We start from the raw sequence: 26,781 nt of genomic DNA, 5'->3' as shown, positions 1-26,781 counted from the left end.
CTCACTCTCCTCCCACGACGTGCAGGCGCGGCAGCTGGGTCGGCGGCGGGCGGCGCGCCGCCCGGCGGGCCTGGAGCACGCGCTTGTAGTCGGTCGGCATCACCTTCACGAACTGCGGCACCATCAGCTCCCAGTTGTCGAGCACCCGCCGCGCCAGCGTACTGCCGGTGTGGTGCAGGTGCCGCTCGATCATCCCGTGCACGAGCCACAGTTCGGACTCGTCCACCAGCGACTCCAGCTCCACCATCTCCAGGTTGCAGCGCGCGCGGAAGGAGCGGTCGCGGTCGAGCACGAAGGCCAGGCCTCCGCTCATGCCGGCGGCGAAGTTGCGCCCGGTGGGCCCGAGCACCACCACCACACCGCCCGTCATGTACTCGCAGCCGTGGTCGCCCACGCCCTCCACCACCGCCTGGGCGCCGCTGTTGCGCACCGCGAAGCGCTCGCCCGCGAGGCCCCGCAGGTACACCTCGCCGGCCGTGGCGCCGTAGAGCACCGTGTTGCCCACGAGCACGTTCTCCTCGGGCACGAAGCGGCTGTCCTGGGGCGGGTAGACGATGACGCGCCCGCCGGACAGGCCCTTGCCGAGGTAGTCGTTGGAGTCGCCCTCCAGCTCCAGCGTCACGCCGCTGGCGAGGAACGCGCCGAAGCTCTGACCCGCCGAGCCCCGGAGGCGGATGCGCAGCCGGCCATCCGGCAGGCCCTGGGCTCCGTGGCGGCGCACGAGGTCGCCCGAGAGCATGGCGCCCACGGCGCGGTGGGTGTTGCTCACCGGGCGCACGAGCAGCGTGGGCGGCCCGCCGTCCAGCGTGGCGCGCGCGAGCTGGATGAGCTCGTGGTCCAGGTGGTCCGACACGTCCTTGATCTGGGACGTCTCGCAGCGCCGGGACTCGGACTCCGGGGCGCGCGAGGGCGCGAGCAGGCCCGAGAGGTCCACGCGGCTCGCCTTCCAGTGCTTCACCGAGGGAATCTGCCGCAAGAGGTCCACCCGGCCCACCAGGTCGTCGAGCTTGCGCGCGCCCATGGCGGCCATCTTGCGGCGCAGGTCCTCGGCCACCATGTAGAAGAAGTTCACCACGTGCTCGGGCTTGCCGTGGAAGCGCTCGCGCAGCCCCGCGTCCTGGGTGGCGATGCCCACCGAGCAGGTGTTGAGGTGGCACTTGCGCAGCATGATGCAGCCGAGCGCGATGAGGCTCGCGGTGGCCATGCCGAACTCCTCGGCGCCCAGGAGCGTGGCGACGAGCACGTCCTGGGCGGTGCGCAGGCCGCCGTCCACCTGAAGGCGCACGCGCCCGCGCAGGCCGTTGTGCACGAGCACCTGCTGCGCCTCGGCCAGACCCAGCTCCCAGGGCAGGCCCGCGTGCTTGACGCTGGACAGGGGCGAGGCGCCCGTGCCGCCCTCGTAGCCGGAGATGACCACGCCGCCCGCGCCCGCCTTGGCCACGCCCGCGGCCACCGTGCCCACGCCCACCTCGCTCACGAGCTTCACGCTCACGCGCGCCGTGGGGTTGACGGACTGCAGGTCGTAGATGAGCTGCGCCAGGTCCTCGATGGAGTAGATGTCGTGGTGCGGCGGCGGGGAGATGAGCGTCACCCCGGGGGTGCTCCAGCGCACCTTGGCGATGCGCTCGTCCACCTTGGGTCCGGGCAGCTGACCGCCCTCGCCCGGCTTGGCGCCCTGGGCCACCTTGATCTGCAATTCGGCGGCGTTGACCAGGTACTCGGTGGTGACGCCGAAGCGGGCGCTGGCCACCTGCTTGATGGCGCTCTTGCGCAAATCGCCGTTCTCGTCCGGCACGTAGCGCCGGGGCTCCTCGCCGCCCTCGCCGCTGTTGGAGCGCCCGCCGATGCGGTTCATCGCGATGGCGAGCGTCTCGTGGGCCTCGGCGCTGATGGAGCCAAAGGACATGGCGCCCGTGACGAAGCGCCGCACGAGGGCGTCCGCGGACTCCACCTGCTCCAGGGGCACGGGCGTGAGGTCCGGCACCACCTCCAAGAGGCCGCGCAGGTTGCAGTGCGCGCGCGACTCGTCGTCCGCCAGCCGCGAGTACTCGGCGAACGCGGCCGTGTCATGGGCGCGCGCGGCCTGCTGCAGCTTGGCGATGGTGGCCGGGTTCCACTTGTGCGTCTCGCCCCGGCGGCGCCACTGGTACTGGCCGCCCACGCTCAGCTGCGCCACCTCGTGCTCGGCCGAGGGGCCGAAGCCCCGCGCGTGGCGCTCGTCCACCTCGCGGCCCAGCTCGGTGAGGCCCACGCCCTCCACGCGCGAGGGCGTGCCGGTGAAGTGGCGCTCCACCAGGGAGCGCTCCAGGCCGACGATCTCGAAGAGCTGCGCGCCGCGGTAGGACTGGAGCGTGGAGATGCCCATCTTGCTCATCACCTTGAGCAGGCCCTCCTCCACCGCGTGCACGAAGTTGGCCCGCGCCTTGTCCACGGGCAGCTTCAGCTCGCCCGCCTCCACCAGGGCGTCGAGGGTGTCCAGGGCCAGGTACGGGTTGACCGCGGACACGCCGTAGCCGAAGAGGCAGGCGAAGTGGTGCACCTCGCGCGCCTCGGCCGTCTCCAGCACGAGGCCCGTGTACATGCGGATGCCATCGCGCACGAGCCGCTGGTGCACCGCCGACACGGCGAGCAGCGCGGGAATGGGCGCATGGGCCGCGTCCACGCCCCGGTCGCTGAGCACCAGCACGCTCACGCCCGCGTCCACCGCCTCCACCGCCGCGTTGCACAGCTGCTCGAGCGCCGTCGCCAGCGCCTGGGCGGCGTCCTGCCCGTGCACCGGATAGACGAGGCTCAGGCGATGCGGCTCGAAGATGCCGTCATTGCGGATGGCGGCCAGGGTGGCCAGCTGCCCGTTGGTGAGGATGGGGCCCGGCAGGGACAGGCGGTGGCACTGCTCCGGCGTCTCCTCGAAGGTGTTGCCCTCGGGGCCCAGCCCCGTGGCGAGCGTCATCACCAGCGACTCGCGGATGGGGTCGATGGGCGGATTGGTCACCTGCGCGAAGAGCTGGTGGAAGTAGTTGAAGAGCGTGGGCGCCTGGTCGCTGAGCACCGCGAGCGGCGTGTCCGTGCCCATGGAGCCCACGGGCTCCTTGCCGCTCTCCGCCATGGGCTGGATGAGCAGGCGCAGGTCCTCGTCCGTGTAGCCGAAGGCGCGCTGCAGCCGCCACAGCTCCTCGTCCCCGGGCCGCGGGAGCGCGGGCTCCGTGGGCAGGTCGTCCAGGGTGGACACGTTGTGCTCGAGCCAGCGGCGGTAGGGCCAGCGCGTGGTGATGTCGCGCTTGACCTCCTCGTCCTCCAGGATGCGGCCCTCGCGCGTGTCCACGAGCAGCATGCGGCCCGGGGTGAGCCGGCCCTTGCGCCGCACCTGGGCGGCGGGCACGTCGATGACGCCCGTCTCCGAGGCGAGGATGATGCGGTCGTCCTCGGTGACGAGGTAGCGCGCGGGGCGCAGGCCGTTGCGGTCCAGGGTGGCGCCGATGAGCTGCCCGTCGGTGAAGGCGATGGCGGCGGGCCCGTCCCACGGCTCCAGCAGCGCGCTGGAGTACTCGTAGAAGGCGCGCCGGTCATCGCTCATCTGCGCGTGACCCTCCCACGCCTCGGGGATCATCATCATCATGGCGTGGGGCAGCGGCCGGCCGCCCAGGGCCAGCAGCTCCACCATGTTGTCGAACTGGGCCGAGTCGCTCTTGCCCGGGACGATGATGGGGAAGAGCGGCTCCAGGCTCCCGCCGAACTTGGCCGACTGCAACAGGCCGCGCCGCGCGTTCATCCAGTTGCGGTTGCCGTGCAGCGTGTTGATTTCCCCGTTGTGGGCGATGTAGCGGAAGGGCTGCGCCAGCTCCCACGTGGGGAAGGTGTTGGTGGAGAAGCGCGAGTGCACGAGCGCCAGGGCGCTCACGCAGTCCGGGTGCTGCAGGTCCGTGTAGAAGCGCGGCAGCTGGCGCGGCAGCAAGAGGCCCTTGTAGATGAGCGTCTCCGCCGAGAAGCTCGCCACGTGGAACTGGCCGTCCGGATCCAACGCCCGCTCGCGGATGCGGCGCTCGGCCAGCTTGCGGATGCGGAAGAGCTTGCGCTCGAAGGCGCTGGGCACCACGCGGCGCCGGGCCACGAAGAACTGCCGGATGACGGGGGCGGCCTCGCTCGCGAGCTTGCCCAGGTGTCCGGGCTCCACGGGCACGTCGCGCCAGCCGAGCACCCGCTGACCCTCGTCCGCCGTCACCTGCTCCAGGGCCGCCTCGCACGCGATGCGCGCCTCGGTGTCCGCGGGCAGGAAGACCATGCCCACCGCGTACTGGTGCCGCGGCGGCAGGGCGAAGCCCAGGCGCTCCCGCTCGAAGAAGCGGTGCGGCAATTGCATCAGGATGCCGGCGCCATCCCCGGTATCGGGATCCTTGCCCGCCGCGGCCCGGTGGCTCAATCGATTGAGCAGCTCCAGGGCGTCCTCGACGATGCTCCGCGATTTTTCACCCCGGATGTGGGCCACGAACCCCACACCACACGCATCGTGTTCGGTGTCCGGCTCGTACAGTCCATAACGGCCCGGGCCTTGCTCCGACATCTCTACTCCCCTCGCTGCGGATGAACCACGCGTGAACCGCCGACTTTAACGCGTTGCTTCCGACGAGGGTAAGAAAGTCACGACATCCAGGGGCCTGGTAACTCCGCCGCTCTCTAGGGAACCAGACGGGAGGAGGCACGCGACGCAACGGGCGTGGGCGCGTGGAGTACACCAGGAGTCTCATCGACCGGACCCGGGCCGACGTCCTCCCCGTCCTCCCCCAGGTCCATCACCGAGCGCACGGCGGCGAGCAGTTCCGCGTCGTCGTACGGACGGGCGCACTGGGCGCAGTCGGGCTGGGCCCAGGCGGGCCGCGCCGCGCCGGCCAGGACGATGGGGATGGGCCGGGCGCGCGGCAGCTCCGCGAACGCCGCCAGGAAGATGCCCAGGTGGGTGGGCGGCGCGCTCGACGACAGCAGCACCAGGTCCACCGGCTGCGACGAGGCCCGGCGCAGCGCCTCCACGCCGTCATGGGCGGTGAGCACCTCGAAGCCCTCGGCGCCGAGCACCCGCGCGGCCACGGACTCCTGGTGGGGATCCTCGTCCAGCAGCAGCACCCGGCGGGGCAGCCGCCGCACCTCGCCCCCGGCCATGGCGGGCAGTCGCAGGGTGAAGGTGGAGCCCTCGCCCTCGGCGCTCGTCATGGACAGCGCGCCCCCGTGCAGCCGGGCGATCGAGTCGCTGATGAACAGCCCCAGGCCCAGGCCGCCGAAGTGGCGGTGGGACGAGTTGGCGGCCCGGTAGAAGCGCTGGAAGAGGCGCGTCTGGTCGGACGCCGGCACGCCGATGCCCCGGTCGCTCACGTGGATGTGGGCCTGCCCGTCCCGCGACGCCACCTCCACGCAGATGGGCTCGCCCGCGGGGCTGTACTTGTGCGCGTTCTCCAGCAGGTTGACGAGCACCTGCTCCAGCCGGTCGCGGTCTCCCTGGACCCAGACGCGCTCGCGGGGCACGGACAGCGAGAAGGGCCGCTCGAAGGCATGGCGGAACTGGTCCACCACCTCGGCCACCAGGTGGCCCACTTCCAGGGGCGCGGGGTGCAGGGTGAGCCGACCCAGCTCCAGCCGGGACACGTCCAGCAAGTCGTTCACCAGGCCCGCCAGCCGCTCCACCTGGCGCTTGGACTTGATGACGCTGGAGAGCTCCACGGGCTGGCCCTGGGCGAGCCGCCGCTCCATGGAGAAGAGCGTGAGCTTGAGCGGGGTGAGCGGCGTCTTGAGCTCGTGCGAGGCGATGGACATGAACTCCTCGCGCACCTGAAGGGCCGCCTGCGCCTCGCGCAACAGCCGCGCGTTCTGCACCGCCACGGCCACCTGGCCCGCCGCGGCGCTCCACAGGTCCAGCTCGCGCATGGAGAAGGACGGACCGGGCTCCTTGTAGAGCACCAGCAGGCCGAGCGCCCGCTTCTGCGACAAGAGCGGCACCGCAGCGTACAGCGCGCCCGCGCCCTCGCCGCGCTCCACGCCAATCTGCGGCTGGCGCGTGGCGAGCGCCGCGGCGAACGAGTCGGTGTGCATCTCGGGCGGCTCCGCGGCCCCGGTGGCCAGGTCGGACACGGCCACGCGGCGCGGCGGCTGCCCCTCCTCGGCGAGGTACACCTCGGCGCGGCGCACCTGGGCACAGCGCACCACGGCCACCACCGCCGCCTTGCACACGCTGTCCACGTCCAGCGTCTCGCTCACCTCGTGGGCGATCTCCTGCAGCGCCTGGGCGAACGTCACCTCGCTGTCCGTCCCCGAGGGCTCGAAGAGCAGCCACGTGCCCGGCTCCTCCCCCGTGCGACAGGGACGCGCCTGGACCCGCGCCTGCCGGAGGCCCGCGGTGATGACATGGCCGGAGTGACCCCGGCCCTCGCGCAGGGCCCGCTCCAGGGCATCGCGTCCCCACCCGGCCTCCAGGAAGGACAGCACGCGCTCGCCCACCTGTACGGCCAGACCCGTCTTGGCGGTGAAGTCGGGCTCCACCCACGTGACGCTCAAGTCCGCACCAAGCCGCATCATCCCCTGGGGGACGCATGCGAGCAGGTCCTGGAAATCGGGTGGAGGCATGGGCGGGCTGCTCCAGCACATACGCCCCACGCCCCCGCGACCACAAGGCGGTTGGCGGCCCCACGGCCCCGGCGAGGCCAGGGGCGTTGAAGGCCGGACAGCCAGGGGACCTGTCGGGTGGGCGAGCGTTCACCATTGGCGACTGGAAACGGCGGGGTGTGTGCTAGACGACACCCGCTATGGCTTCCCAACCCACCAAGGAACTGAAGACCTTCGTCAACCCCGCGCAGGATCGCGACTACGAGATCGCCTTCGATGTGCCGGAGTTCACCTGCCTGTGCCCGCTGACGGGCCAGCCCGACTTCGCGCGCTTCCGCATCCGCTACGTGCCGGACGAGCTGTGCGTGGAGCTCAAGAGCCTCAAGCTCTACATGTGGGCCTACCGCGACGAGGGCGCCTTCCACGAGAAGGTGACCAACACCATCGCCGACGACATCGTGAAGGCCATCCAGCCGCGCAAGCTCACCGTGGAGGGTGACTTCTTCGTGCGCGGCGGCATCGGCACCGTGGTGACCGTCACCCACGAGAAGCCGGCCGGGCGCCGTCCGGCGGCGAAGAAGGCCGCCGCGCCCGCGCGCCGCAAGTAGCCCTGGGGCTCAGCGCACCGTCAGCCGCTGCACGAGCTCCGCCCAGTAGGACTGGGTGGACACGAGCCCCGCGCCCAGGCCGCCCGTGGCGATGAGCCCCGCGGCGAGCCAGCGCGTCCAGGGCCGCGCGGGGCCCGGCGTCTCGCGGGCCAGCTGCCCCACCCCGGCCAGCTCCTGCTGGGTGAGGTGCAAGAGGGCCTCGCTCTCGGTGAGCCGGTCGCGCTGCCGCAAAAAGCCCACCAGGAAGGCCTCGCAGGACATCGTCACGCGCTCGGCCAGGAAGGCCTCCAGCTCCCGGCGCATCGCGCCGGCGTGGGGGAAACGATCCTCGGGCCGCACGCTCAGGGCGCGCTTGACCACGTCCGTGAGCGGCCGGGGCAGGTGGGGCGCCACCTTGTGCAGGGGCTTGTAGTCCCCCTCGCGGATGCGCGCGAACACCTCGCCCGCGCTGCGGCCCTGGAAGGGGCGCGTGCCCGTGAGCGCCTCGTAGAGCAGCACCCCGAGCGAGAACAGGTCCGTGCGCCCGTCCACCGGCGCGCCCGTCACCTGCTCGGGGGACATGTACGAGGGCGTGCCCACCGCCATGCCCTGCGCGGTGAGCGTCTCGAGCGTGGAGTCCTTGGCCACGCCGAAGTCCATGAGCTTCACGTCCCCCGCCTTGGTGATCATCACGTTGGCGGGCTTGAGGTCGCGGTGGACGATGCGGCGGAAGTGCGCGTGCTCCAGCGCATCCGCGATGCGCGCCCCCACGGCGGCTGTCACCTCGGGCGGCAGTGGCCCTTCCTTGAGCAGCTCGTGCAGCGTGGGGCCGTCCACGTACTCCATCACCATGAAGAGCACGTCGTTCTTCTCCACCAGATCGTACAGGGTGACGATGTTCTGGTGGCGGAAGGCCGCGAGCGCGAGCGCCTCCCGGCGGAAGCGCGACACGGACTCCTTGTCGCGCAGCGGGTCGGCCAGCATCTCCTTGATGGCCACCTCGCGCTGCAGCATCTCGTGGAGGCCCCGGTACACCTGGGCCATGCCGCCGCGGCCCAGCTCTCCGAGCACGCGGTAGGCGCCTATCTTGCGATGTTTGACGACGGGCTTGTCGGTGGAGGGCACGCGCCCGAGGCTAGCCACTCGCCCGCGGCGCGTCGACCCACCGCGCCGCGCGGATCAACACCCTGAACCCTCGCGGGGACAGTCTCGCGGTAGAAGTTGGCGCTCACCACCCTCACGTGAGGGAAACCGGACCCATGACCCGGGTGATGGCATCCAACAGGTGCTCCAGCCGGAAGGGCTTCTTGAGGAAGAACTGCCAGCGCGCCTGGACATGGCGAGGCTCGGTTTCGCTCATGAGGATGACGGGAATCGCGTCCAGGCCGGGCGTCTTGCGCATCACGTCCAGCACCTGCAGTCCGGAGAAGATGGGCAGCATCACGTCCATGAGGACCACGTCCGGCCGGAACTCGCTCAGGTGCTGGAGGGCCTCGCGGCCGGTGCCACACACGAACACCTGATGGCCCTCGTCGCGCAGCACGTCGGCCACGATCTGCTGCACGTCGAACTCATCCTCCACGACGAGCACGGTGCTCATGGGCCGCCCCCGTCCCCGCGGCTGCCCCGTGGACCCCGGCGCGAGCCGCCCGAGCCCCGCGTGGGCTTCGGGCGCGCGTCCTTCTTCTTCGTCGTCTTCTTCGCCGCGCGCGCCTTCTTGGAGCGCGCCGCGGACGCCCCGCCGCGCTCGGTGTCGTCCGGGTCCCGGGCGTCATCGCGCATGCGGCTCATGCCGCTGAGGATGGACTCCGCGGAGCGGAAGGAGTCGGCCACGTCGATGCCGTCCTGGGAGATGCGGAACTCGCGCAGCGAGGTGTCGTAGCGGCTCTCGCGCATCTTCATGATGGAGAGCAGCCGGCGGATCTGCGAGCGCATCTCCACGTAGCGCAGCAGCACCACGCTCTCCACCACGTTGGCCAGCTCGGCGGTGGGCAGGTTGAGCTGGGGCTGGAAGAGCTCCAGCTCGTCCGTCATGACGGTGGTGACGTCCAGCGAGCGCAGCTGGTTGGTCAACGCCGACAGGAAGCGCGGCATGCGCTCCTGGTACACCGCCGCGGCGCGGAAGCCCTCGGCGCCGTCGACGAACAGGCGCCGCAGCCCCTTGGACCCCTCCAACCGCAGGGGCTCCAGGAGCTGCTCGGCGAGCGCGTCCATGAAGTGCTCGAGCGGCGGCTGCCAGACGAGCGTGATGCCGCCCTCGCGCACGTAGCGCCCCAGGGGCAGGCCCACCGCCTCGGCCTTCTCGATGAGGCGGGGCGGCGGCTCGTAGAAACCAAAGTACATGCCCTTCTCGCCGCGGCGCGCGCCCTCCACCAGGAACGACAGCCCGAGCAGCGTCTTGCCCGTGCCCGGCGCGCCCAGGAGCGCCGTGGTGGAGCCCGAGGGCAGGCCGCCCCCCAGCATCTCGTCGAGCCGCGGCAGTCCGAAGGCCATGCGGTGGCGCATCTCCTGTCCGGAGCTCACCGGGTGGGCGAACTGCACCTCGGTGCGCGGGTGCACGACGATGCCCGCGGAGGAGATCTCCACCTCGTGACGGCCGCGCAGGTAGTTGCTGCCGCGGAACTTGTGCACCGTGAGCTCGCGCACCGCGCGCGGGCCGATGAGCTGGTCGGACAGCTCCAGCACCCCGTCCACCAGGGTGTGCTCCACGTGCGTGCGCTCGCGCACGTTGGACAACAGCAGGGTCGTGCACCCCAACAGGCTCATGAGGGCCTGCAACGAGTGGATGAACTCCCCGTAGGCCTGACGCGAGGAAGCGAACTGCTCGGCGCTCTCCATTCCGTCGATGACGAAGATGGTTGCGCGGCGCTCCCGAAGGGTGGCCCGGATGAGCTCCAACAGCCCGGCGAAGCCCTCGTCCCGCACCTTCTGGTAGCCGCTGATGTAGTAGACCTTCTCGGGCACCGACTCCATGCGGAAGAAGCTCAACTGCTCCAGGTGCCGCAGCATCTTCCCGTGCGACTCGATGAGCAGCGTCATGTAGACACACCGCCCGTCATCGCGCGCGATGTGGTTGAAGCAGAACTGATTGGCCAGGATGGTTTTACCGCTGCCCGGAGGCCCCATCAGCGCGTAGGTGCCCCCCTGCTTGAGCCCTCCCTGGAGGATGAAGTCGAGCCGGGGAATACCGCTGGTAACACGCCCTTCGTGCGCCTCCGTGTCGCCTGCTCCACGTGTCTCCGCATTACTCATCGTCCATCCCCTTGGCGGCGCGGACTCGGGAGCCGCTCCTGGCCGTGTGCCACAAGCAGCGGGGTCCGGCCAGCGGGGCCAGCGATGCATTGACATGTCAGTGCACTCACGGAAATTTTCCCGTGGCAGCATTGCATTCAGTGGTATCTATCCATTTCCCAACATCCACGGGCCGGGTGATGTACCCTGGTCCAGGGGATTTGATGTCTGGTGCCACACGCTCGTACGCAGAGTGTGGGTTGGGGGAGGACCCTGCATGTCCAAGTCGCACGCGAAGCAACCCTTTGAGTTGCCCGATTTCTATGTCCCGTGGCCCGCGCGTCTGAATCCCAATCTCGAGGGAGCCCGCGCGCACACCAAGGCTTGGTCGCGCCAGATGGGCATCATCGATCCGCCCGAGCGCGAGCCCGAGATCTGGGATGAAGCGAAGCTGGATGCCATGGATTATGCGCTCCTGTGCGCGTACACGCATCCCGAGGCGCCCGGTCCCGAGCTGGATCTGATCACGGACTGGTATGTCTGGGTATTTTACTTCGATGACCATTTCCTGGAGGTCTACAAGCGGCCCCGGGACATCGCGGGCGCCAAGAAGTACCTGGATCGGCTGCCGTTGTTCATGCCGGTGGACATGTCGCCGCCGCCCGAGCCGACCAACGCGGTGGAGCGCGGGCTGATCGACCTGTGGGCGCGCACGGTGCCCTCCAAGTCGCTCGCGTGGCGGCGCCGGTTCTTCGAGAGCACCAAGGCCCTGCTCGAGGAGTCCAACTGGGAGCTGCTCAACATCAGCGAGAAGCGCGTCTCCAACCCCATCGAGTACATCGAGATGCGCCGCAAGGTGGGTGGCGCGCCCTGGAGCGCGGACCTCGTCGAGCACGCCGTCTTCGTCGAGGTGCCGGACCGCGTGGCCGCCACCCGGCCCATGCTGGTGCTCAAGGACACGTTCGCCGACGCGGTGCACCTGCGCAATGACCTCTTCTCCTATCAGCGGGAGATCCAGGAGGAGGGCGAGCTGTCCAACTGCGTGCTGGTGATGGAGCGCTTCCTGGACGTGGATCCGCCCCGCGCCGCCGAGCTCACCAACGACATCCTCACCTCGCGGCTCCAGCAGTTCGAGAACACGGCGCTCACCGAGCTGCCCTCGCTCTTCGCCGAGTACGGCCTGAACCCCGCGGAGCAGGCCAGCGTGATGCTCTACATCCGGGGCCTGCAGGACTGGCAGTCCGGCGGCCACGAGTGGCACATGCGCTCGAGCCGGTACATGAACAAGGGCAACCGCTCCGGCCCCGAGCTGAACATCCCGCTCGGGCCCACGGGCCTGGGGACGTCGTCGGTGCGCGTGCGGCTGACGCCCGGCGCCCTGGGGCTCATGCGGATGCGCAGCTACGCCCACGTGCCCTACTCGGCCGTGGGGCCGCTCAAGCTGCCCAAGTTCTACATGCCGTACAAGACGTGGGTGAACGGCAACCTGGACGCCGCGCGGCGACACTCCAAGGAGTGGGCGCGCGACATGGGCATGCTCGTGTCCCTGCCGGGCATGACCGGCGCCTACATCTGGGACGACCACAAGTTCGACGTGGCGGACGTGGCCCTGTGCGGCGCGATGATCCACCCGAACGCCACCGGCCCCCAGCTCAACCTGACGGCCTGCTGGCTCGTGTGGGGCACGTACGCGGACGACTACTTCCCGGCCTTCTATGGCAACACGCGCGACATGGCGGGCGCCAAGGTGTTCAACGCCCGGCTGTCCCTGTTCATGCCGGATGACCCCAAGACCCTGACGACCGTGCCCCTCAACCCCGTGGAGAAGGGCCTCGCGGACATCTGGGCCCGCACGGCCGGCCCCATGGAGCCCGAGGCGCGCAACCAGTTCCGCCGCGCCATCCAGGACATGACGTCCAGCTGGTTGTGGGAGCTGGCCAACGTGGCGCAGAACCGCGTGCCGGATCCGGTCGACTACGTGGAGATGCGTCGCAAGACGTTCGGCTCGGACCTGACCATGAGCCTGTCGCGCCTGGCCCACGGCCACGGCATCCCGGCGGCCATCTTCCGCACCCGGCCCATGCGCGCGCTGGAGAACTCGGCCGCCGACTACGCCTGCCTCACCAACGACGTCTTCTCCTACCAGAAGGAGATCGAGTTCGAGGGCGAGCTCAACAATGGCGTGCTCGTCGTCGAGCGCTTCCTGCAGCTCGACTCGCTCGAGGCCGTGGAGGTCGTCAACAACCTGATGACCGCGCGCATGAAGCAGTTCCAGCACATCGTCGCGCTGGAGCTGCCCATCCTCCTCGAGGACTTCGGTCTGGACGAGGACGGCAAGGCCCGGGTGATGCGCTACGTGGAGCAGTTGCAGCAGTGGATGGCGGGCGTGCTCCGGTGGCACCAGGCCGTGGACCGCTACAAGGAGTTCGAGCTGCGCGCCTCCCACAAGCCGTTCCTGCCGCGCTCGGTCCCCAAGGGGCTGGGCACCTCGGCGGCCCGGCTCGCGTCCGTGTTCTCGGGCGGCAAGACCTAGGCCTCGTCGCGTCCGGTGGGCGGGGGGCCCCCGGACGCGCGCACACGCAGTCCCTCTTTCAGTTCTCCGCAGCCGTCGTTTCCGTGTCTTTTCCTCCATATCGAAAGGGAGCAGGTAGGTCATGACCAGTCCAGTGGGCAAGCCGGGTGATGAGAAGCAGCAGCTGAGCCTTGGAACGCAGGCGGCGCGTCAGCTGACGACGACCACCAAGTCGCAGCCGCAGATGCAGGGCATCTCCTCGCGGTGGCTGCTCAAGCTGCTGCCGTGGGTGCAGGTCAACGGCGGCATCTTCCGCCTCAACCGCCGCCTGAGCTACACGCTGGGCGACGGCCGGGTGAGCTTCGTGAGCACCGGCTCCAAGGTGCAGGTCATCCCCATGGAGCTGACCGAGCTGCCCCTGCTGCGCGAGTACGAGGACGTGGAGATCCTCTCCGCCCTGGCCAACCGCTTCGAGCAGAAGGAGTACAAGGCCGGCGAGGTCATCACCCAGGCGGGCCAGGAGGCCGACGCCATCTTCCTCATCGCCCACGGCAAGGTGAACAAGCTGGGCAAGGGCAAGTACGGCGACGAGGGTGTGCTCGAGGTGCTCGCCGACGGCGACCACTACAGCTACCAGGTGCTGCTCGAGTCCCAGGACTACTGGCAGTACACCTACAAGGCCGCCACGCCCTGCACCATCCTGGTGCTCCAGCAGTCCTCGTTCGAGTCCGTGATGGCCCTCTCCCCGTCGCTGCAGAAGCACGTGGAGGGCTTCAAGGCGCGGATGAAGAACAAGAAGCAGGACAGCACGGGCGAGGCCGCCATCGAGCTGGCCGCGGGCCACCACGGCGAGCCCACCCTGCCCGGCACGTTCGTGGACTACGACACGCACCCGCGCGAGTACGAGCTGAGCGTGGCGCAGACGGTGCTGCAGATCCACAGCCGCGTGGCCGACCTGTTCAACGATCCCATGAACCAGACGCAGGAGCAGCTGCGCCTGACGGTCGAGGCGCTCAAGGAGCGCAAGGAGCACGAGCTCGTCAACAACCCGGAGTTCGGCCTGCTGCACAACGCCGACCTCAAGCAGCGCATCCACACGCGCGGCGGTCCCCCCACGCCCGACGACATGGACGAGCTGCTGTCCACCGTGTGGAAGGAGCCGTCCTTCTTCCTCGCCCACCCGCGCGCCATCGCCGCGTTCGGCCAGGAGTGCAACCGCCGGGGCATCTACCCGACGAGCATCGAGTTCAACGGCAACATGATCCCCGCCTGGCGCGGCATCCCGATCGTGTCCTGCAACAAGATTCCCATCAGCGACACGCGCACCAGCTCCATCATGCTCCTGCGCGCGGGTGAGAAGAACCAGGGCGTGGTCGGTCTGCACCAGGCCGGCATCCCGGACGAGATCGAGCCCAGCATGAACGTGCGCTTCATGGGCATCAACGAGAAGGCCATCATCAACTACCTGGTCACCGCCTACTTCTCCGCGGCGGTGCTCGTGCCCGACGCGCTCGGCATCCTCGAGAGCGTCGAGCTCGGCCGTTCGCACAACGACTAGTCCCCCCCGTTCACGAGGAGTCCATTCATGGAGAATCCGACGAATCCGGGCAACGGGGGCGCCCCCGACGGGCGGCAGTTCAGCCTGTCCACGCTCGCCGCCCGGCAGCTGACGACGACGACCAAGTCGCAGCCGCAGATGGAGAGCATCAGCCCGCGCTGGCTCCTGCGCATGCTCCCCTGGGTGCAGGTGTCCGGTGGCGTGTTCCGCGTCAACCGCCGCCTGACCTACCTGGCGGGAGACGGCCGGCTGAACTTCAGCAACATCGGCGCCAAGGTGCAGGTCATCCCCCAGGAGCTGCAGAAGCTGCCGCTGCTGCGGGGCTTCGACGGCGATGACCTGGTGGTGTCGAGCCTGGCCAACCAGTTCGTGCAGCACCAGTTCAAGGCGGGCGATCTCATCGTCCGCAAGGGACAGCCCGCCGAGCACGTGGTGCTGCTGGCCCACGGCCGGGCCAACAAGCTGGGCACGGGCAAGTACGGGGACGAGGTCGTCCTCGACGTGCTGGGCGATGGCGACCACTTCGGCGACCAGTCCGTGGTGGAGCACAACGACTTCTGGTCCTACAGCGTCAAGGCGCTCACCCCTTGCACGGTGATGATGCTGCCCCAGCGCACCTTCGAGCTGCTCATCCAGCAGTCTCCCGCGCTGGGCGTGCACGTCGAGGAGTACAAGGCGCGCCTGCGGCGGCCCCAGGACAAGTCGGGCCAGGCGGCCATCCAGCTGGCCGCGGGCCACCACGGCGAGCCCACCCTGCCGGGCACGTTCGTGGACTACGAGCTGCGGCCCCGCGAGTACGAGCTGAGCGTGGCGCAGACCGTCCTGCGCATTCACACCCGGGTGGCGGATCTCTTCAACGATCCGATGAACCAGGTGGCGGAGCAGCTGCGGTTGACCGTCGAGGCCCTGCGCGAGCGCCAGGAGCACGAGATGATCAACAACCGGGAGTTCGGCCTGTTGCACAACGCCGACCTCAAGCAGCGCATCCAGGCGCGCAAGGGTCCGCCCACGCCGGACGACCTGGACGAGCTGCTCAGCCGGCGGCGCAAGTCGCGCTTCCTGCTGGCCCACCCGCGGGCCATCGCGGCGTTCAGCCAGGAGTGCAACCGCCAGGGCGTCTATCCGACGTGCGTCGAGGTGCAGGGCCGTCAGGTCATCGCCTGGCGCGGCGTGCCCCTCTTGCCGAGCGACAAGATCCCCATCCACCCGGACCGCACCACGTCCATCATCGTGATGCGCACGGGCCTGGAGGATCAGGGCGTCGTCGGTCTGCACAACACGGGCATCCCCGACGAGATCCAGCCCAGCCTGTCGGCGCGGCGCATGGACACGACCCAGCAGGCCATCACCGAGTACCTGGTGAGCGCCTACTACTCGGTGGCGCCGCTGGTGCCCGACGCGCTCGGCGTGCTGGAAAACATCCAGTTGGGCCGCTGAGTCTCACCCCGCGAGCGGCGCCAGGAGGCCCCCGGCCTCCAGCCGCTCGCGGACCAGCGCGGCGAGCGCTCCGTGCGCCGCGTCCTCTCGCCGGAAGGGCTCGGGAGTGAGGGTGATGAGCGTGCCCAGCTCCCCCACGGGCTCCACCCGCACGGGCCGGGGCAGCGACGGCACCCGCCCCCGCGCGCGCGAGAAGTACGTGAACCAGCCGATGCAGTCCCCTCCGGGCTCCGCGAGCCGCTTGGAGGCGGGATCCGCGGCGGAGACCACCACACACCGCTCCGGCTCCCAGGCGCGCACCAGCGCGTGCACCACCCGCTTGAGCACCGGCACCGTGAGCACCCGCTCGGCGGTGGGCCCCGCGCCCGGCAGGTGCAGCAGGCACCCGTTGGCGTAGAAGGGCACGCCCGAGCCACAGGTGAAGTGCAGCTGCCCGCCCCGGCCGGTGTGCTCCTCACCCGTCCAGGCATCGAAATAGAACGCGTCCCGACCCAGCCGGTACTTCTTGCGCTCGAAGAAGCGCAGGAAGGTGTCGCGCGTGGGCTCGAAGGGCAGCGTCAGCGCGTTCTTGCGCGAGTAGGCGTACTCGAACCAGCGGCCATAGGCGGGATCGCTCTCGGCGAGCAGCGCGAAGAGCAGCGCGGCGCGCCGCGCGCAGTCCTCGGCCGACTCCTTGCGTCCCGTCCAGTGGGCTCCCGCCTGGAAACGTTCCATCCCCCATTTCATACCCCATGGGTAACAAGGGCACCATGGGGAAGTGTATCCGGCACCCAACGCTGGCTCCCGACACGGGGACGGCGGATGACCTCATGCGTCGGGCGCCGTCCGAACTTTGATAAGCAGGGAGGCCATGTCCTCCCCCACTCCTCCCCAGACCGTGCTCGCCGCCATCGACGTGGGCACGAACGCCGTCCGCCTGGAGCTGGCCCGGCCCGACGCCGACGGCGCGCTGGAGACGCTCCACCAGGAGCGCGACCCCATCCGCCCGGGCGAGGGCGTGTTCGCCACCGGCGCCATGCCCGAGGAGACGGCGGACCGGCTCCTGTCCACGCTGCGGCGCTACGCGGCGCTCTGCCGTCGGCACAAGGCCCGGGTGCGCGCGGTGGCCACCAGCGCCATGCGCGACGCGCGCAACCAGCAGGAGATCGTCCAGCGGGTGCGCGACGAGGCGGGGCTCAACCTGGAGGTGGTGAGCGGCAAGGAGGAGGCGCGGCTCATCTGCCTGGGCGTGCTGCACCGCAAGCCCGCCAACGCGCGCTCGCTGCTGGTGGACATCGGCGGGGGGTCCACCGAGGTGGCGCTCGCCACCGGGGAGAAGCCCGAGGAGCTGTGGAGCCTGGCGCTCGGCTCGGTGCGCATCACCGAGATGTTCGACGCCTCGGGCAAGGTGACGCCCAAGCAGCTGCGGCTCATGCGCAGCTACGTGGAGGAGCAGCTGCGCAAGGCCATCCCGGAGAAGCTGCCCAACGCGCCGCGCCTGGCCCTGGGCTCCTCGGGCACCATCAACGCCGTGGTGGGCTACGCCGCGAGCGAGGGCACCGCGCACGCCTCCGTGCGCCAGCTCACCAGCGCCGTGGACACCCTGTCGGAGATGACGCCGGAGCGGAGACGCAAGCGCTTCGATCCCCGGCGCGCGGACATCATCGTCGCGGGCGCCACCATCCTCGAGCGCGCGGCCCGGCACCTGGGCGTGGAGAGCATCATCGCCGTGAACCGGGGCCTGCGCGACGGGCTGCTCGTGGACCTGCTCTACCGCCAGGACGAGCACCGCGAGGATCACTCGCTGGCGGACGCGGCCGTGGTGATGGGCCGGCGCCTGTTCTTCGACGAGAAGCACGCGCGGCAGGTGGCCCTGCTCGCGCTCACGCTGTTCGATGACCTGGCGGCGCTGCACAACCTGCCCCTGTCGTGCCGGCCCTACCTGGAGACGGCGGCGCTCCTGCACGACGTGGGCAACGCCGTGAGCTACGAGCGCCACCACAAACACACCTACTACCTCATCCACAACAGCGACATCCCGGGCCTCACCGAGCACGAGCGCGAGCTCGTCGCGCGCGTGGCGCGCTACCACCAGCGCAGCCCCCCCGAGCTCAACCACTCGGGCATGCAGGGGCTGAGCACCGCCGAGGCCCGGCTCGTGCGCAAGCTGGCCACGCTCTTGCGCGTGGCCAACGCCCTGGACAGCGGCCACCACCAGCCCGTGAAGGAATTGCGCGCCACCAACGGCCGGGACGCCGTCACCCTGCACTTCAAGGTGCGCCACCCCGTGGACCTGGAGCTGTGGCAGGTGGAGCACGAGACGGCCCTGTTCCGCCGCGTCTTCGGCAAGCGGCTGGTCTTGCACGTCAGCCGCTAGCCCGCGGGCCGCCCTACCCCGCCGTGCGCCCGTAGTACCAGGCGGTGAGCGCGAGCCGGGGCGCGTGCGCGGCGAGCACCTCGTGCTCGATCCGCTCGCTGAGGAACACCACGAGCGAGTCGAGCCGGGGCGCCACGTCCACCACGCCCTCCCCGGTGTACAGCCGCAACACGCCGCCCTGGGCGGGCTCCCAGCCGGGGTTGAGGTAGTAGATGGCCGTGACGCGCCGGTTGGACTGGCCCGGGAAGGCATCCGCGTGCCGGGCGTACCGCTCGCCCTGGCCCGGGTAACAGGCGAGCTGGAGATCGAAGCGCCCGAGCCCCAGATAGGCCTCCGCCGAGAGCGCCTCGCCGAGCTGGGTGAAAGCCGCGTGCATCCGGGCGAAGGCGGGCTCGTCCGCTCCAGGCTCCACCCAGGTGATGAGGTCGCCCCGGGTGGCGGTGTCCAGGGTGTGGTCCGCGCCCCGGCGAATGCCCGCGGGACGGAGCCGGCCCGCGTCCACCCGGGCGAGCGCCTCGGCGCGCAGGGCCAGGGCCTCTGGCTCGCCCAGCAGGCGATCACGGGTGAACCACCCCCGCTCGCCGAGTGATTGGATGTCTTCGTTTCGCGGGGACACCGGGAGCATGGCGCGGTGAACCCTACCCCAGCCGGTTAGAATCCGGAGCCATGCGCCTCCTCCTGCGGATGTTGCCCGTCCTCCTGGCCCTCGTCGTCGGCGCCGTGGGCGCCTTCCTGTGGACCCGGCCCACCGCCGAGCCACTGCCGGACACGCCCGCGCTCGTCACCCGCGTGCGCGAGGTGGCCCGCCTGGAGACGCTGTCCGTCTCCCTCTACAAGAAGGTGGAGTTCTCCCCGGAGCCCCGGCCCACGGACACGCTGTGGAAGGACGTCATCAACTGGGCGAGCTACAGCCTGCACACGCCCCGGGGCCGCGCCATCGTCTTCGCCGACGTGCACCTGGGCTACGACTTCGGGCGCTGGGACGACACCGCGCTGCGCGTGCAGGGCCGGCGCGTGGACGTGCTCCTGCCCCCGCTCGAGGTGAAGGTGGAGCTCAAGCCCGGGGAGACGGAGATCATCGGCTCCAACCTGGACAGCGCCCAGACGACGCTCCTGCTGGAGAAGGCCCGCGAGGCCTTCGAGCGCGAGGTGAAGGGGGATGCGCGGCTCAAGGCCCGGGCGCGGGCCTCGGCGGAGAACACGCTGCGCGTGCTGTTCCTCTCGCTGGGCTTCCGCGAGGTGCACGTGGTGGACGTGCTGCCCGCGCGCGCCACCGCGGGGTGACGGGACGCGGCGCCTCAGCCCGGCAGGAGCCCGCCGTCCCCGAGCCGGAACGTGCCGGGAATGCCCTCCCCGGCATGACCGAGCCCGCCGAGGGCCGCCACCGCCGCCGCGTCCGCCTCCCGGCACACCAGCGCGAACTCCCGCCAGCCCAGGTGCACGCGCCAGGGGCCCGCGCCCACCTCGGCCTCGAGCCGCCGCCGCTGGGCCTCCGTGAGCAGGCGGGCGCCGTCGTACCCGTCCCCGCCCGCCACGGCCCACAGCCCGCCAGCGCCCCGCGCGAGCACCACCTGGCCCGCATCCACCCGCACGGCCCGCACGGGCGCGGGCGCGGCCTCCAGGTGGCGCCAGGCCCACGCATCCACCTGGGCCGCGGACGGCCCCGCCGCCCCGAGCGCCGACGCCGGCAGGTAGCGCACGAAGGCCGCGTCCTCCAGCACGTAGAAGACCTCCAGGCCGCCGCCCGCCGGACGGTGCAGCGCGCCCCGGGCCTGGTGCACGAAGGCCGCCGGCCGCAGCACGGGCCGCACCCGGGCCTCCAACGCCCCAGGGCCCGACAGGGAGCCCGACATGGCGCCCGACATGGCGCCCGACGTGGAATCCGCCTCGGGGGCCGCCAGCGCCTGGAGCCGCGCCACGCACCCGGCCACGGCCTCCGCCAGGGAGCGCCCGCCCTCCAGGGACTCGGCGTGGAGCGCCGCCATCTCCACCCGGGCCACCTCCCCCGAGGCGAGCTTCACCAGCAGGTGCCGGCCCTGCCGCCGACACGCCACCCCGGCCCGGTGCAGCGCGGCCAGCAGCCCGGCGGAGAACGCCGCGAGGGACACGGGCCCCGCCAGCTCGGGCGGGGGCGCCGCGGCCGCCGCCTCCACCTCCGCCTGGAGCAGGCGCGCCTCGCCATCCAGCGGATCCTTCTCCAGCACCTCGGCCACGAGCGCCCGGGCCCGGGCCCGCTCTCCCCGCTGGAGCGCCAGCACGGCGAGCACCTTGAGGGCCTCGGGGTCTCCCGGGTTGAGGGCGAGCGCCTCGCGCAGCGCCCCTTCCGCCTCGCCCGAGCGCTCCAGTCCGAGCAGGGCCCGCGCGAGCCCCAGACGCACCTGCACCTCCTGGGGGAAGTCGCGCCGCAGGGCCTCCAAGAGCCCCAGGGCCTCGCGCTCGGCGCCCGCGTTCATGAAGGCGTGCGCCAGGGCGAGCCGGAGCATGGGGCCCGGGTCCCCCTGGGCGGCCGCGCGCAGCCGCTCCAATTCGGCGTCCACGAGGGGCTCGCCCGCCTCCACCTTGCGACGAATGCGCTCCAGGGCCAGGAAGTCCACGGCGGCGCAGTCTAGCGCCAGGAGATGTCGAACTCCCGCGCCAAGGGGCCCGTCTGCACGCCCTCCACGTGGATGCGCCGGGTGTCCATGTGCTCGAGCAGCGCCACCAGCAGGCCCTCGTGGAAGGCGGCGGGCAGGACGTCGTGCGTCATGACGAAGCGGCAGTGCTGGGGACCGAGCCACTGCACCGCGCGCGTGCCGGTGAGCGACAGCTGGTAGGCGGCGGGCAGGTGGTTCATCAGCCGCTTGGCCTCGCGGCGCAAGAGCTGGCACATGGCGCGGCCGGACTCGGAGTCCAGGAAGTCACGGCCCACGCAGTTGCCCAGCAGCCACAGGGCGTGCGCCACATCGCCATGGCGCTGGGCCAAGGACGGCACCGCCTCGGCGAGCAGCCGCAAGAGCACGCTGGCCGGGTAGTTGAAGAACTCGAGGAAGTTCGTCTGGCCACACGCCGCGGTGCTGCGCGCCACCAGGGACTCGTCCCCCAGCGCGCGCACGGCCTTGAGCGTGCCGCGCAGGAACAGGCCCCCGACCATGTCCTCGGACGTCGTCAGCGCCAGCGTCCGCGACCACGCGGCCTCCTGGTCCCAGGACGCCACGGCCTCGGACCAGCGCACCGCCTCACTGCCACCAGAAGTCGCATTCACTGTCGAGCCCACCTGTCTGACGACCACTGACCCGCACCGAGCGTCCCCCCCACAGCTCCAACGACGTCTGCATCACGCCCTCGTGAAAGGGATAGGGCATGAAGTCGTGTCTGGAGATGAGCCGCCCGCACTGGGGGCCCATCCACCGCACCGCGTACTCCCCGAAGCTCACCGAGGTGCGCCACGCCACCGGCAGCGTGGACTGGAGCTGGCGCGGACTCAGGGGCCGCAGCGACAGCATCACCTTGCCCGCGCCGAGCCGCAGGAAGCGGTGGCCCACGAGCCGACCCAACTGCCGCAGCGCCTCCTCCGAGCCGCCGTACGCCTCGGCCAGCACCGGCAGCGCCGTGGCCACCATCCGGTAGTGCATCGCCACGGGGTAGTTGAAGAAGTCCAGGAAGCGCGTCTCGCCGCTGTCCGTCAGACAGCGCCGCGCCAGGTCGTGCTCGCCGAGCGCGTGCAAGACATCCATCGTGCCATTGAGGAACAATCCCTTGAGGGTGTGATCCGGAGAGGACAGACAGATGCGCCGCTCGAGCTCGCCTTGCCAGCCGTCTGTCTTTTCCCATCCGGTGCGCGCGCCGAGACCCACGACCATGAGTGCCCCCTTGGTGGCAACCAGTCCGTGCGAGGAGCCCGCGAGAGTAAGTCATCGCGCACGGGCTGTCAGCACTCACCCTCACGCCCGCCTCTCTTTTTCCGAGCGCCGAGGACAAACACGCGCCGTCTGTCCATTCCGCTTGTGGGTTTGCACTCCCGGTAGATGTGTCTACCGGGATGCTGAAAGCATTCAGTCAGATGAAATGACCGGCTACGCCGTGAAATGGGATTACCACGTGCGATTCAGGGCTCGGGCAGGAGCCAGGCGGCCAGCTCCCCAGGCAGGGAAGTGTAGTCATTGATCACCCAGTGGGCCCCCGCCTCGCGCAGGGCCTCGGCGGGCACCAGCGTGGTGACGCCCACGGCGAACATGCCCGCCGCGCGCGCCGCGAGCACGCCGTTGATCGCGTCCTCGAAGACGACACACGCCGCGGGCTCGGCGCCCAGGGCCCGGGCCGCGGCGAGGAAGAGGTCCGGGAAGGGCTTGCCGCGCGTCACGTGCTCGGCGCCGATGACGTGCGGGAAGAAGGTGTCCAGGCCGGTGCCGCCGAGCACGAAGTCCCGGTTGACGCGCGGCGCCGCCGAGGCCACCGCCAGGCCCCGTCCCGCCGCCTTCAGGCGCGTGAGCAGCGCCCGCGCTCCGGCCAGGGGCCGCAGGTGGGGCGCGAAGAGCTCCCGGTAGTGCGCCTCCTTCCGCTCGGCCAGCCGCGTCAGTTCCTCGGGCGCAGGGGTGTGGCCCAGCAGCACGGGGAGGATCTCCTCGTTGCGCTTGCCGGCGAACTCGCGCTCGAAGCGCTCGCCGGAGACCTCGAGCCCGTGCGCGCGGGCGAACGCGCTCCACGCCTGGACGTGGAAGCGCATGTTGTCGACGAGGGTGCCGTCCAGATCGAACAGGGCGGCGGCACAGGGACGGGGGAACGGGGAGGACATGCCCCGGGCCCTATCACGACTCCCAGGACACCTCGTATTCGCTCTCCAGCGTGGAGAGTTGCTGACCGCGCACCCGCGCGTCCCGGGCGCTCGCCTTGTCCAGCACGCCCATGAGGATGCCCTCGTGGAACGGATAGGGCATGAACTCGTGGCGCATGGTGAGCCGGCCCCGGGTGGGACCCGTCCACACCACGGTGCGCGTGCCGAAGCTCACCGAGGCGCGGTAAGTGGAGGGCAGGTGATCCACCAGGCGCCGCACGTCGCCGTTGGCCAGCAGCAAGAGCGCCATGCCCGCCGCGGACGACAGGAAGTTGTCCGCCGCCCGGTAGCCCAGCGCGCGCAGCGCCTCGTCGAGCCCGCCGCAGCGCGCCTCGAGCAGCCGCGCCGCGCTGAACAGCATGCGCAGGTTGGCGCTCACCGGGTAGATGAAGAAGTCCACCGGCTTGTCCTCGCCGCCCGCCCGGAGGCAGTCGCGCACGGCGGACTCGTCCCCCAGACAGCGCACCGCATCCAAGGTGGAGCGCAGGAACATGCCGCGCGCCGTGTCCGTGGGCGACGCCATCGCCAGGCGCAACGCCAGGTCCTCGTCCGAGCCGGGCGTGACCGAGCCCACATGACAGTCGTGCGTGTACATACGTTCCTCCCTTGTAGCGGAGCCCCCAGGGGTGCGCAGCGTAACCGTCTGGATCGCACGTGTCAGCGCGGCGACCTCTGTCGGTTGGCGGGCAGTCACTGCCACCACATCATTGCCGTGGCGCTGTAGACGGGGCGGGAGCCAGCCACGCAATCCCCGCCTAATCGGGAGCGACGCCCTCCGCCGCGGGCTGGCCGAGGAAGTCGTCCAGGGCGCCCACGTCGATGGGCTTGCGGAACACGGCGTCCACCAGGGCGAGGTTGGCGCGGTTCTGTCCACGCACGTCCATGCCCGTCACGATGGCCAGCAGCGCCCGGGGCGAGCGCGCGCGCAGCTCCCGCGCCACCTCCCACCCGGACAGATCCGGCATGACGGCATCCAGCAGGGCGGCGTCGTAGTGCCGCTCGCCCCACATCTTGAGCGCCACCTCGCCGTTGGGCGCCACCCGCACGTCGTAGCCCTCCTCGCCGAGCACCTCCGCCATCATCCGCGCGTTGTCCGGATCGTCGTCCACCACGAGCACCTGGCGCGTGGCGCTCGGACGCCGCACGGGCACTCCGGGGCCCGCCGGGCCCGTGGCTCGCGCGGCGGGCCCGGTGTCCGGCGCGCGCGCGAGCGGCAGGCGCACGACGAAGGCCGTGCCCCGCCCCTCGGGCAGGTTCTCCACCGTGAGCTCTCCCCCCCACCGGCGCACCTGCTCGCGCGACACCGCCAGGAGGAGCGAGCGCTGGGGCGCGCCCACCTCGCGGCTGAGCGGCTCGAACATGCGCGTCATCTCCTCGCCCTCGTAGGGCACGCCCGCGTCCTCCACGCGCAAGAGCGCCTCGCCGCCCGGCGTGGCGCGCGTCTCCACCACCACGCGGCCGCCCCGGTCCCCCAGCCGCTCGCGCTCGGCCAGCAGCAGGTTCACCACCAGCTCGCGGAAGAAGCCGGCGTCGGCCCGCACCGCGCCCGGGTCGCCCAGCCGCGGCTCCACCGACACCGGGTGCTCGCGCTGCTCCAGCTCCGGCCCCGCCAGCTCCAGCGCCTCGCGCACCGTGGCGTCCACCTGCACGTCGCCCAGCTGCTCCTCGGTGCGCTGGACGTTGAACTCCTGCAGCCGCGCCACCAGCTCGCCCACCTGGCCCACCGTCTTGTCCAGGGCGTCCAGGTGCTCGGGGTTGAACTCGCGCCGCAAGAGCGTGATGCGCAGGCGCAGCACGTTGAGGAAGTTGTTGAGCGCGTGCGCCGCGCCCGTGGCGAGCTGGCCCAGCGCCTGGGTCCGGGTGCGCTGCAACAGCCGCCCCTGCAGCCGCCGCAGCTCGTCGTGCGCGCTGAGCAGGGCCTTGCTCTTGGTGGCCGCCTCGGTGCGGTCGGTGAAGGTCTGGATGACGCCGGCCAGGTCCCCGCCCTCGTCGAAGATGGGCGTGGCGCTCAGCTCCAGGCTCACCTCGCCGCCCCCGGGCCGCTCCACCGCCATCCACACCCCGTGCACGGGCGCGCGCTCGCGCAGCGCCCGGGTGAAGGGCATGTCCCCCACCTTGAAGCCCGTGCCCTCCGGGTGGTGCGCGTTCACCTGCGAGAGCACCGTGGCGAGCGCCATGGACGAGCGCGGGCCCACCACCGAGCGCACCGGCACCCCGAGCAGCCGGCTCACCGGCGGCGAGGCGAAGGACACCGAGCCGTCCACCTCCACCAGCATGATGCCCACGTCCACGTGGTGCAGGACCGACTCCATCACCGCGGCCTCGCGAAAGCGCACCTCCTCCGTCTTGAGCGCCCGGGCGTAGGAGGCCTGGGCGGAGGCATGCGCCTCGCCCACCAGCTCCACGATGAAGGAGGCCACCTCCGCCTCCACGCGACGGCCGTTGCGCCGCGCGTACAGGTGCAGCAGCACCTCCTCGAGCGCCTTGAACTCGCGCGCCAGGTCCTCCGCCTCGAAGCGCTGGCTGTAACGCCGTGCGCCATGCGGCCGGACGACCTCGGGCCAGAGCAGCAGGGCGTCCTTTCCCCGGTCCCTGAGCAGCCGGACGAGCTCGTCCATGAGGGCCCGGAGGGGCACCCGCAGGTCCCGGCCGGGCAGGTCCAGCTCGTACGTCTCCACGCGCAGGCGCTTGGCCCACAGGCGCACCACGCGCTCGGGCTCGTCCTCCAGCAAGGGCAGGAGGGCCTCCACGGGATCGACCGGCGACGGGGTGTCTTGGAGGAAGGGAATGCGCATGGTTCCTCCGCGGAACAGTGGGCATGGTGGGCCCGAGAGGCCAGCCAGACCGCCCCCGACAACCCTGGGAGGGGCGCGGATGGCCAACGACATGACCGAGCGCGACAAGGGCGAGGACGCGCCGCCCCCGGTGTCCGACGCGGCCATGGCGCAGCTGTTCCGGGGCGAGCTCAGCCGCTCGGACACCTGGCGCTCGCGCCTGGACACCACCACCAACTGGGCGCTGACCACCAGCGCGGCCGTGGTGTCCTTCGGCCTGTCGAGCACCGGCTCGCCCGTGGTCTTCCTGGTGGGCATCTGGCTGGTGCTCACCTTCCTGCTCATCGAGGCGCGCCGCTACCGCTACTACGACCTGTGGATCCGCCGGGTGCGGCTCCTGGAGAACGGGTACTGGGTGCCGCTGCTGCGGCGCGAGCCCATCGATCCGGACGCCATCCGGGAGCTCGTCACGCTGGTCGAGCGGCCGCAGATCCACCTGTCGCTCTTCTCCGCCATCTCCACCCGGCTCAACCGCGCGTACGGGCCCATCCTGCTCGTGCTGACCACCACCTGGTTCGTCAAGGTGTACAGCCACCCGCGCCCGCCCCGGGACCTGGACGACTTCCTGCACCGCGCGGCCGTGGGGCCCCTGCCCGGCGAGGTGGTGATGGGCTTTCTCCTGGTGCTGATGCTCGGCTTCACCTACCTGTTCGCGGCGTCCTTCTTCACCCGCGCGCCCATGGGCGAATTGCGCACGCTGCCCAGGGGCCGGCGCGCCGCCTTGTGGGAGTCCTTCTACCGGCCCTACGCCACGCGCGCGCCGCGCCGCCGGGGCGGCGCCGGGGCCGGGCCGGGGCCGCGTCAGACTCCGCCCATGCATTAGCCGGGCGGGGGGCGCGGCGGGTTTTCCTCCTTCCGACCCCTCGGGTTT

General features: G+C 71.0%; 20 protein-coding genes. 7 read left to right on the top strand and 13 right to left on the bottom strand.

What is annotated here, in order from left to right; translation table 11 throughout:
* Nucleotide 1 precedes the first annotated feature (1 nt).
* Both gltB and I3V78_RS08850 read right to left on the bottom strand, forming a co-directional pair.
* On the bottom strand, nucleotides 2-4,558 hold the full coding sequence (gltB, locus tag I3V78_RS08855; RefSeq protein WP_204485982.1) for a glutamate synthase large subunit: 4,557 nt from the start codon (nucleotides 4,556-4,558) through the stop codon (nucleotides 2-4).
* 113 nt (nucleotides 4,559-4,671) lie between these two features.
* Nucleotides 4,672-6,606 carry an ATP-binding response regulator gene (locus tag I3V78_RS08850; protein ID WP_204485980.1) on the bottom strand — a complete coding sequence of 645 codons (1,935 nt, stop codon included), beginning with the start codon at nucleotides 6,604-6,606 and terminating at the stop codon, nucleotides 4,672-4,674.
* A gap of 179 nt (nucleotides 6,607-6,785) precedes the next feature.
* Between I3V78_RS08850 and queF the strand changes: the two genes are divergently transcribed.
* Entirely contained in the window at nucleotides 6,786-7,193 is a 408-nt protein-coding gene (queF, locus tag I3V78_RS08845) for a preQ(1) synthase (protein WP_204485972.1), read from the top strand.
* Nucleotides 7,194-7,202: 9 nt separating this feature from the next.
* Here the strand turns inward: queF and I3V78_RS08840 are convergent, their stop codons facing one another.
* The 3 genes from I3V78_RS08840 to I3V78_RS08830 form a co-directional block, all read right to left on the bottom strand.
* Nucleotides 7,203-8,216 carry a serine/threonine-protein kinase gene (locus I3V78_RS08840; protein ID WP_239577466.1) on the bottom strand — a complete coding sequence of 338 codons (1,014 nt, stop codon included), beginning with the start codon at nucleotides 8,214-8,216 and terminating at the stop codon, nucleotides 7,203-7,205.
* A gap of 193 nt (nucleotides 8,217-8,409) precedes the next feature.
* Complete coding sequence (locus I3V78_RS08835) at nucleotides 8,410-8,772, bottom strand: response regulator (RefSeq protein ID WP_204485970.1); 363 nt, start codon at nucleotides 8,770-8,772, stop codon at nucleotides 8,410-8,412.
* On the bottom strand, nucleotides 8,769-10,424 hold the full coding sequence (locus I3V78_RS08830) for a DUF7125 family protein (protein WP_204485968.1): 1,656 nt from the start codon (nucleotides 10,422-10,424) through the stop codon (nucleotides 8,769-8,771). The genes I3V78_RS08835 and I3V78_RS08830 overlap by 4 nt, the downstream gene beginning before the upstream one ends.
* 256 nt (nucleotides 10,425-10,680) lie before the next feature.
* Between I3V78_RS08830 and I3V78_RS08825 the strand changes: the two genes are divergently transcribed.
* From I3V78_RS08825 to I3V78_RS08815, 3 genes are all read left to right on the top strand, one after another.
* On the top strand, nucleotides 10,681-12,936 hold the full coding sequence (locus tag I3V78_RS08825; RefSeq protein ID WP_204485966.1) for a family 2 encapsulin nanocompartment cargo protein terpene cyclase: 2,256 nt from the start codon (nucleotides 10,681-10,683) through the stop codon (nucleotides 12,934-12,936).
* A 121-nt stretch (nucleotides 12,937-13,057) separates the two neighbouring features.
* Nucleotides 13,058-14,473: a family 2B encapsulin nanocompartment shell protein gene (locus I3V78_RS08820; RefSeq protein WP_204485964.1), complete on the top strand. Its 1,416-nt coding sequence runs from the start codon at nucleotides 13,058-13,060 to the stop codon at nucleotides 14,471-14,473.
* Between the two features lie 27 nt (nucleotides 14,474-14,500).
* Complete coding sequence (locus tag I3V78_RS08815) at nucleotides 14,501-15,910, top strand: family 2B encapsulin nanocompartment shell protein (protein WP_204485961.1); 1,410 nt, start codon at nucleotides 14,501-14,503, stop codon at nucleotides 15,908-15,910.
* Between the two features lie 3 nt (nucleotides 15,911-15,913).
* Here the strand turns inward: I3V78_RS08815 and I3V78_RS08810 are convergent, their stop codons facing one another.
* Nucleotides 15,914-16,624, bottom strand: a complete 711-nt coding sequence (locus I3V78_RS08810; RefSeq protein WP_204485959.1) for an Imm52 family immunity protein — start codon at nucleotides 16,622-16,624, stop codon at nucleotides 15,914-15,916.
* Between the two features lie 136 nt (nucleotides 16,625-16,760).
* Here I3V78_RS08810 and I3V78_RS08805 point away from each other — a divergent pair, with 136 nt between their 5' ends.
* Complete coding sequence (locus I3V78_RS08805) at nucleotides 16,761-18,266, top strand: Ppx/GppA phosphatase family protein (RefSeq protein ID WP_204485957.1); 1,506 nt, start codon at nucleotides 16,761-16,763, stop codon at nucleotides 18,264-18,266.
* 13 nt (nucleotides 18,267-18,279) lie between these two features.
* On the opposite strand, the gene I3V78_RS08800 is transcribed toward I3V78_RS08805, so the two are convergent.
* Complete coding sequence (locus I3V78_RS08800; protein ID WP_204485955.1) at nucleotides 18,280-18,891, bottom strand: 2OG-Fe(II) oxygenase; 612 nt, start codon at nucleotides 18,889-18,891, stop codon at nucleotides 18,280-18,282.
* 41 nt (nucleotides 18,892-18,932) lie between these two features.
* Between I3V78_RS08800 and I3V78_RS08795 the strand changes: the two genes are divergently transcribed.
* Nucleotides 18,933-19,550, top strand: a complete 618-nt coding sequence (locus I3V78_RS08795) for a DUF4230 domain-containing protein (RefSeq protein ID WP_204485952.1) — start codon at nucleotides 18,933-18,935, stop codon at nucleotides 19,548-19,550.
* A gap of 14 nt (nucleotides 19,551-19,564) precedes the next feature.
* Here I3V78_RS08795 and I3V78_RS08790 read toward each other — a convergent pair whose 3' ends face one another.
* From I3V78_RS08790 to I3V78_RS08765, 6 genes are all read right to left on the bottom strand, one after another.
* A complete protein-coding gene (locus tag I3V78_RS08790) occupies nucleotides 19,565-20,860 on the bottom strand; it encodes a tetratricopeptide repeat protein (protein WP_338023503.1) in 1,296 nt (431 codons plus the stop codon).
* Nucleotides 20,861-20,871: 11 nt separating this feature from the next.
* Complete coding sequence (locus tag I3V78_RS08785; protein ID WP_204485949.1) at nucleotides 20,872-21,507, bottom strand: TIGR02265 family protein; 636 nt, start codon at nucleotides 21,505-21,507, stop codon at nucleotides 20,872-20,874.
* Nucleotides 21,482-22,105: a TIGR02265 family protein gene (locus tag I3V78_RS08780; protein ID WP_204485947.1), complete on the bottom strand. Its 624-nt coding sequence runs from the start codon at nucleotides 22,103-22,105 to the stop codon at nucleotides 21,482-21,484. The genes I3V78_RS08785 and I3V78_RS08780 overlap by 26 nt, the downstream gene beginning before the upstream one ends.
* 245 nt (nucleotides 22,106-22,350) lie before the next feature.
* Nucleotides 22,351-23,037, bottom strand: coding sequence for an HAD family hydrolase (locus I3V78_RS08775; RefSeq protein ID WP_204485945.1), 687 nt, complete (start codon nucleotides 23,035-23,037; stop codon nucleotides 22,351-22,353).
* Between the two features lie 13 nt (nucleotides 23,038-23,050).
* The gene (locus tag I3V78_RS08770) at nucleotides 23,051-23,671 is read right to left on the bottom strand and encodes a TIGR02265 family protein (protein ID WP_204485943.1); all 621 of its coding nucleotides are present in this window, start codon (nucleotides 23,669-23,671) and stop codon (nucleotides 23,051-23,053) included.
* 160 nt (nucleotides 23,672-23,831) lie between these two features.
* Nucleotides 23,832-25,871 (bottom strand): hybrid sensor histidine kinase/response regulator, encoded by a 2,040-nt coding sequence (locus I3V78_RS08765; RefSeq protein ID WP_204485941.1) that lies wholly within the window; start codon nucleotides 25,869-25,871, stop codon nucleotides 23,832-23,834.
* Between the two features lie 79 nt (nucleotides 25,872-25,950).
* Here I3V78_RS08765 and I3V78_RS08760 point away from each other — a divergent pair, with 79 nt between their 5' ends.
* Entirely contained in the window at nucleotides 25,951-26,733 is a 783-nt protein-coding gene (locus I3V78_RS08760; protein WP_204485939.1) for a DUF2270 domain-containing protein, read from the top strand.
* Nucleotides 26,734-26,781 lie beyond the last annotated feature (48 nt).

The organism is Archangium primigenium, assembly GCF_016904885.1.
GTDB classification, from domain to species: Bacteria; Myxococcota; Myxococcia; order Myxococcales; family Myxococcaceae; genus Cystobacter; species Cystobacter primigenius.
Note: the sequence above shows the minus strand (reverse complement) of the source record. Positions and strands in the feature narration are given on the sequence as shown.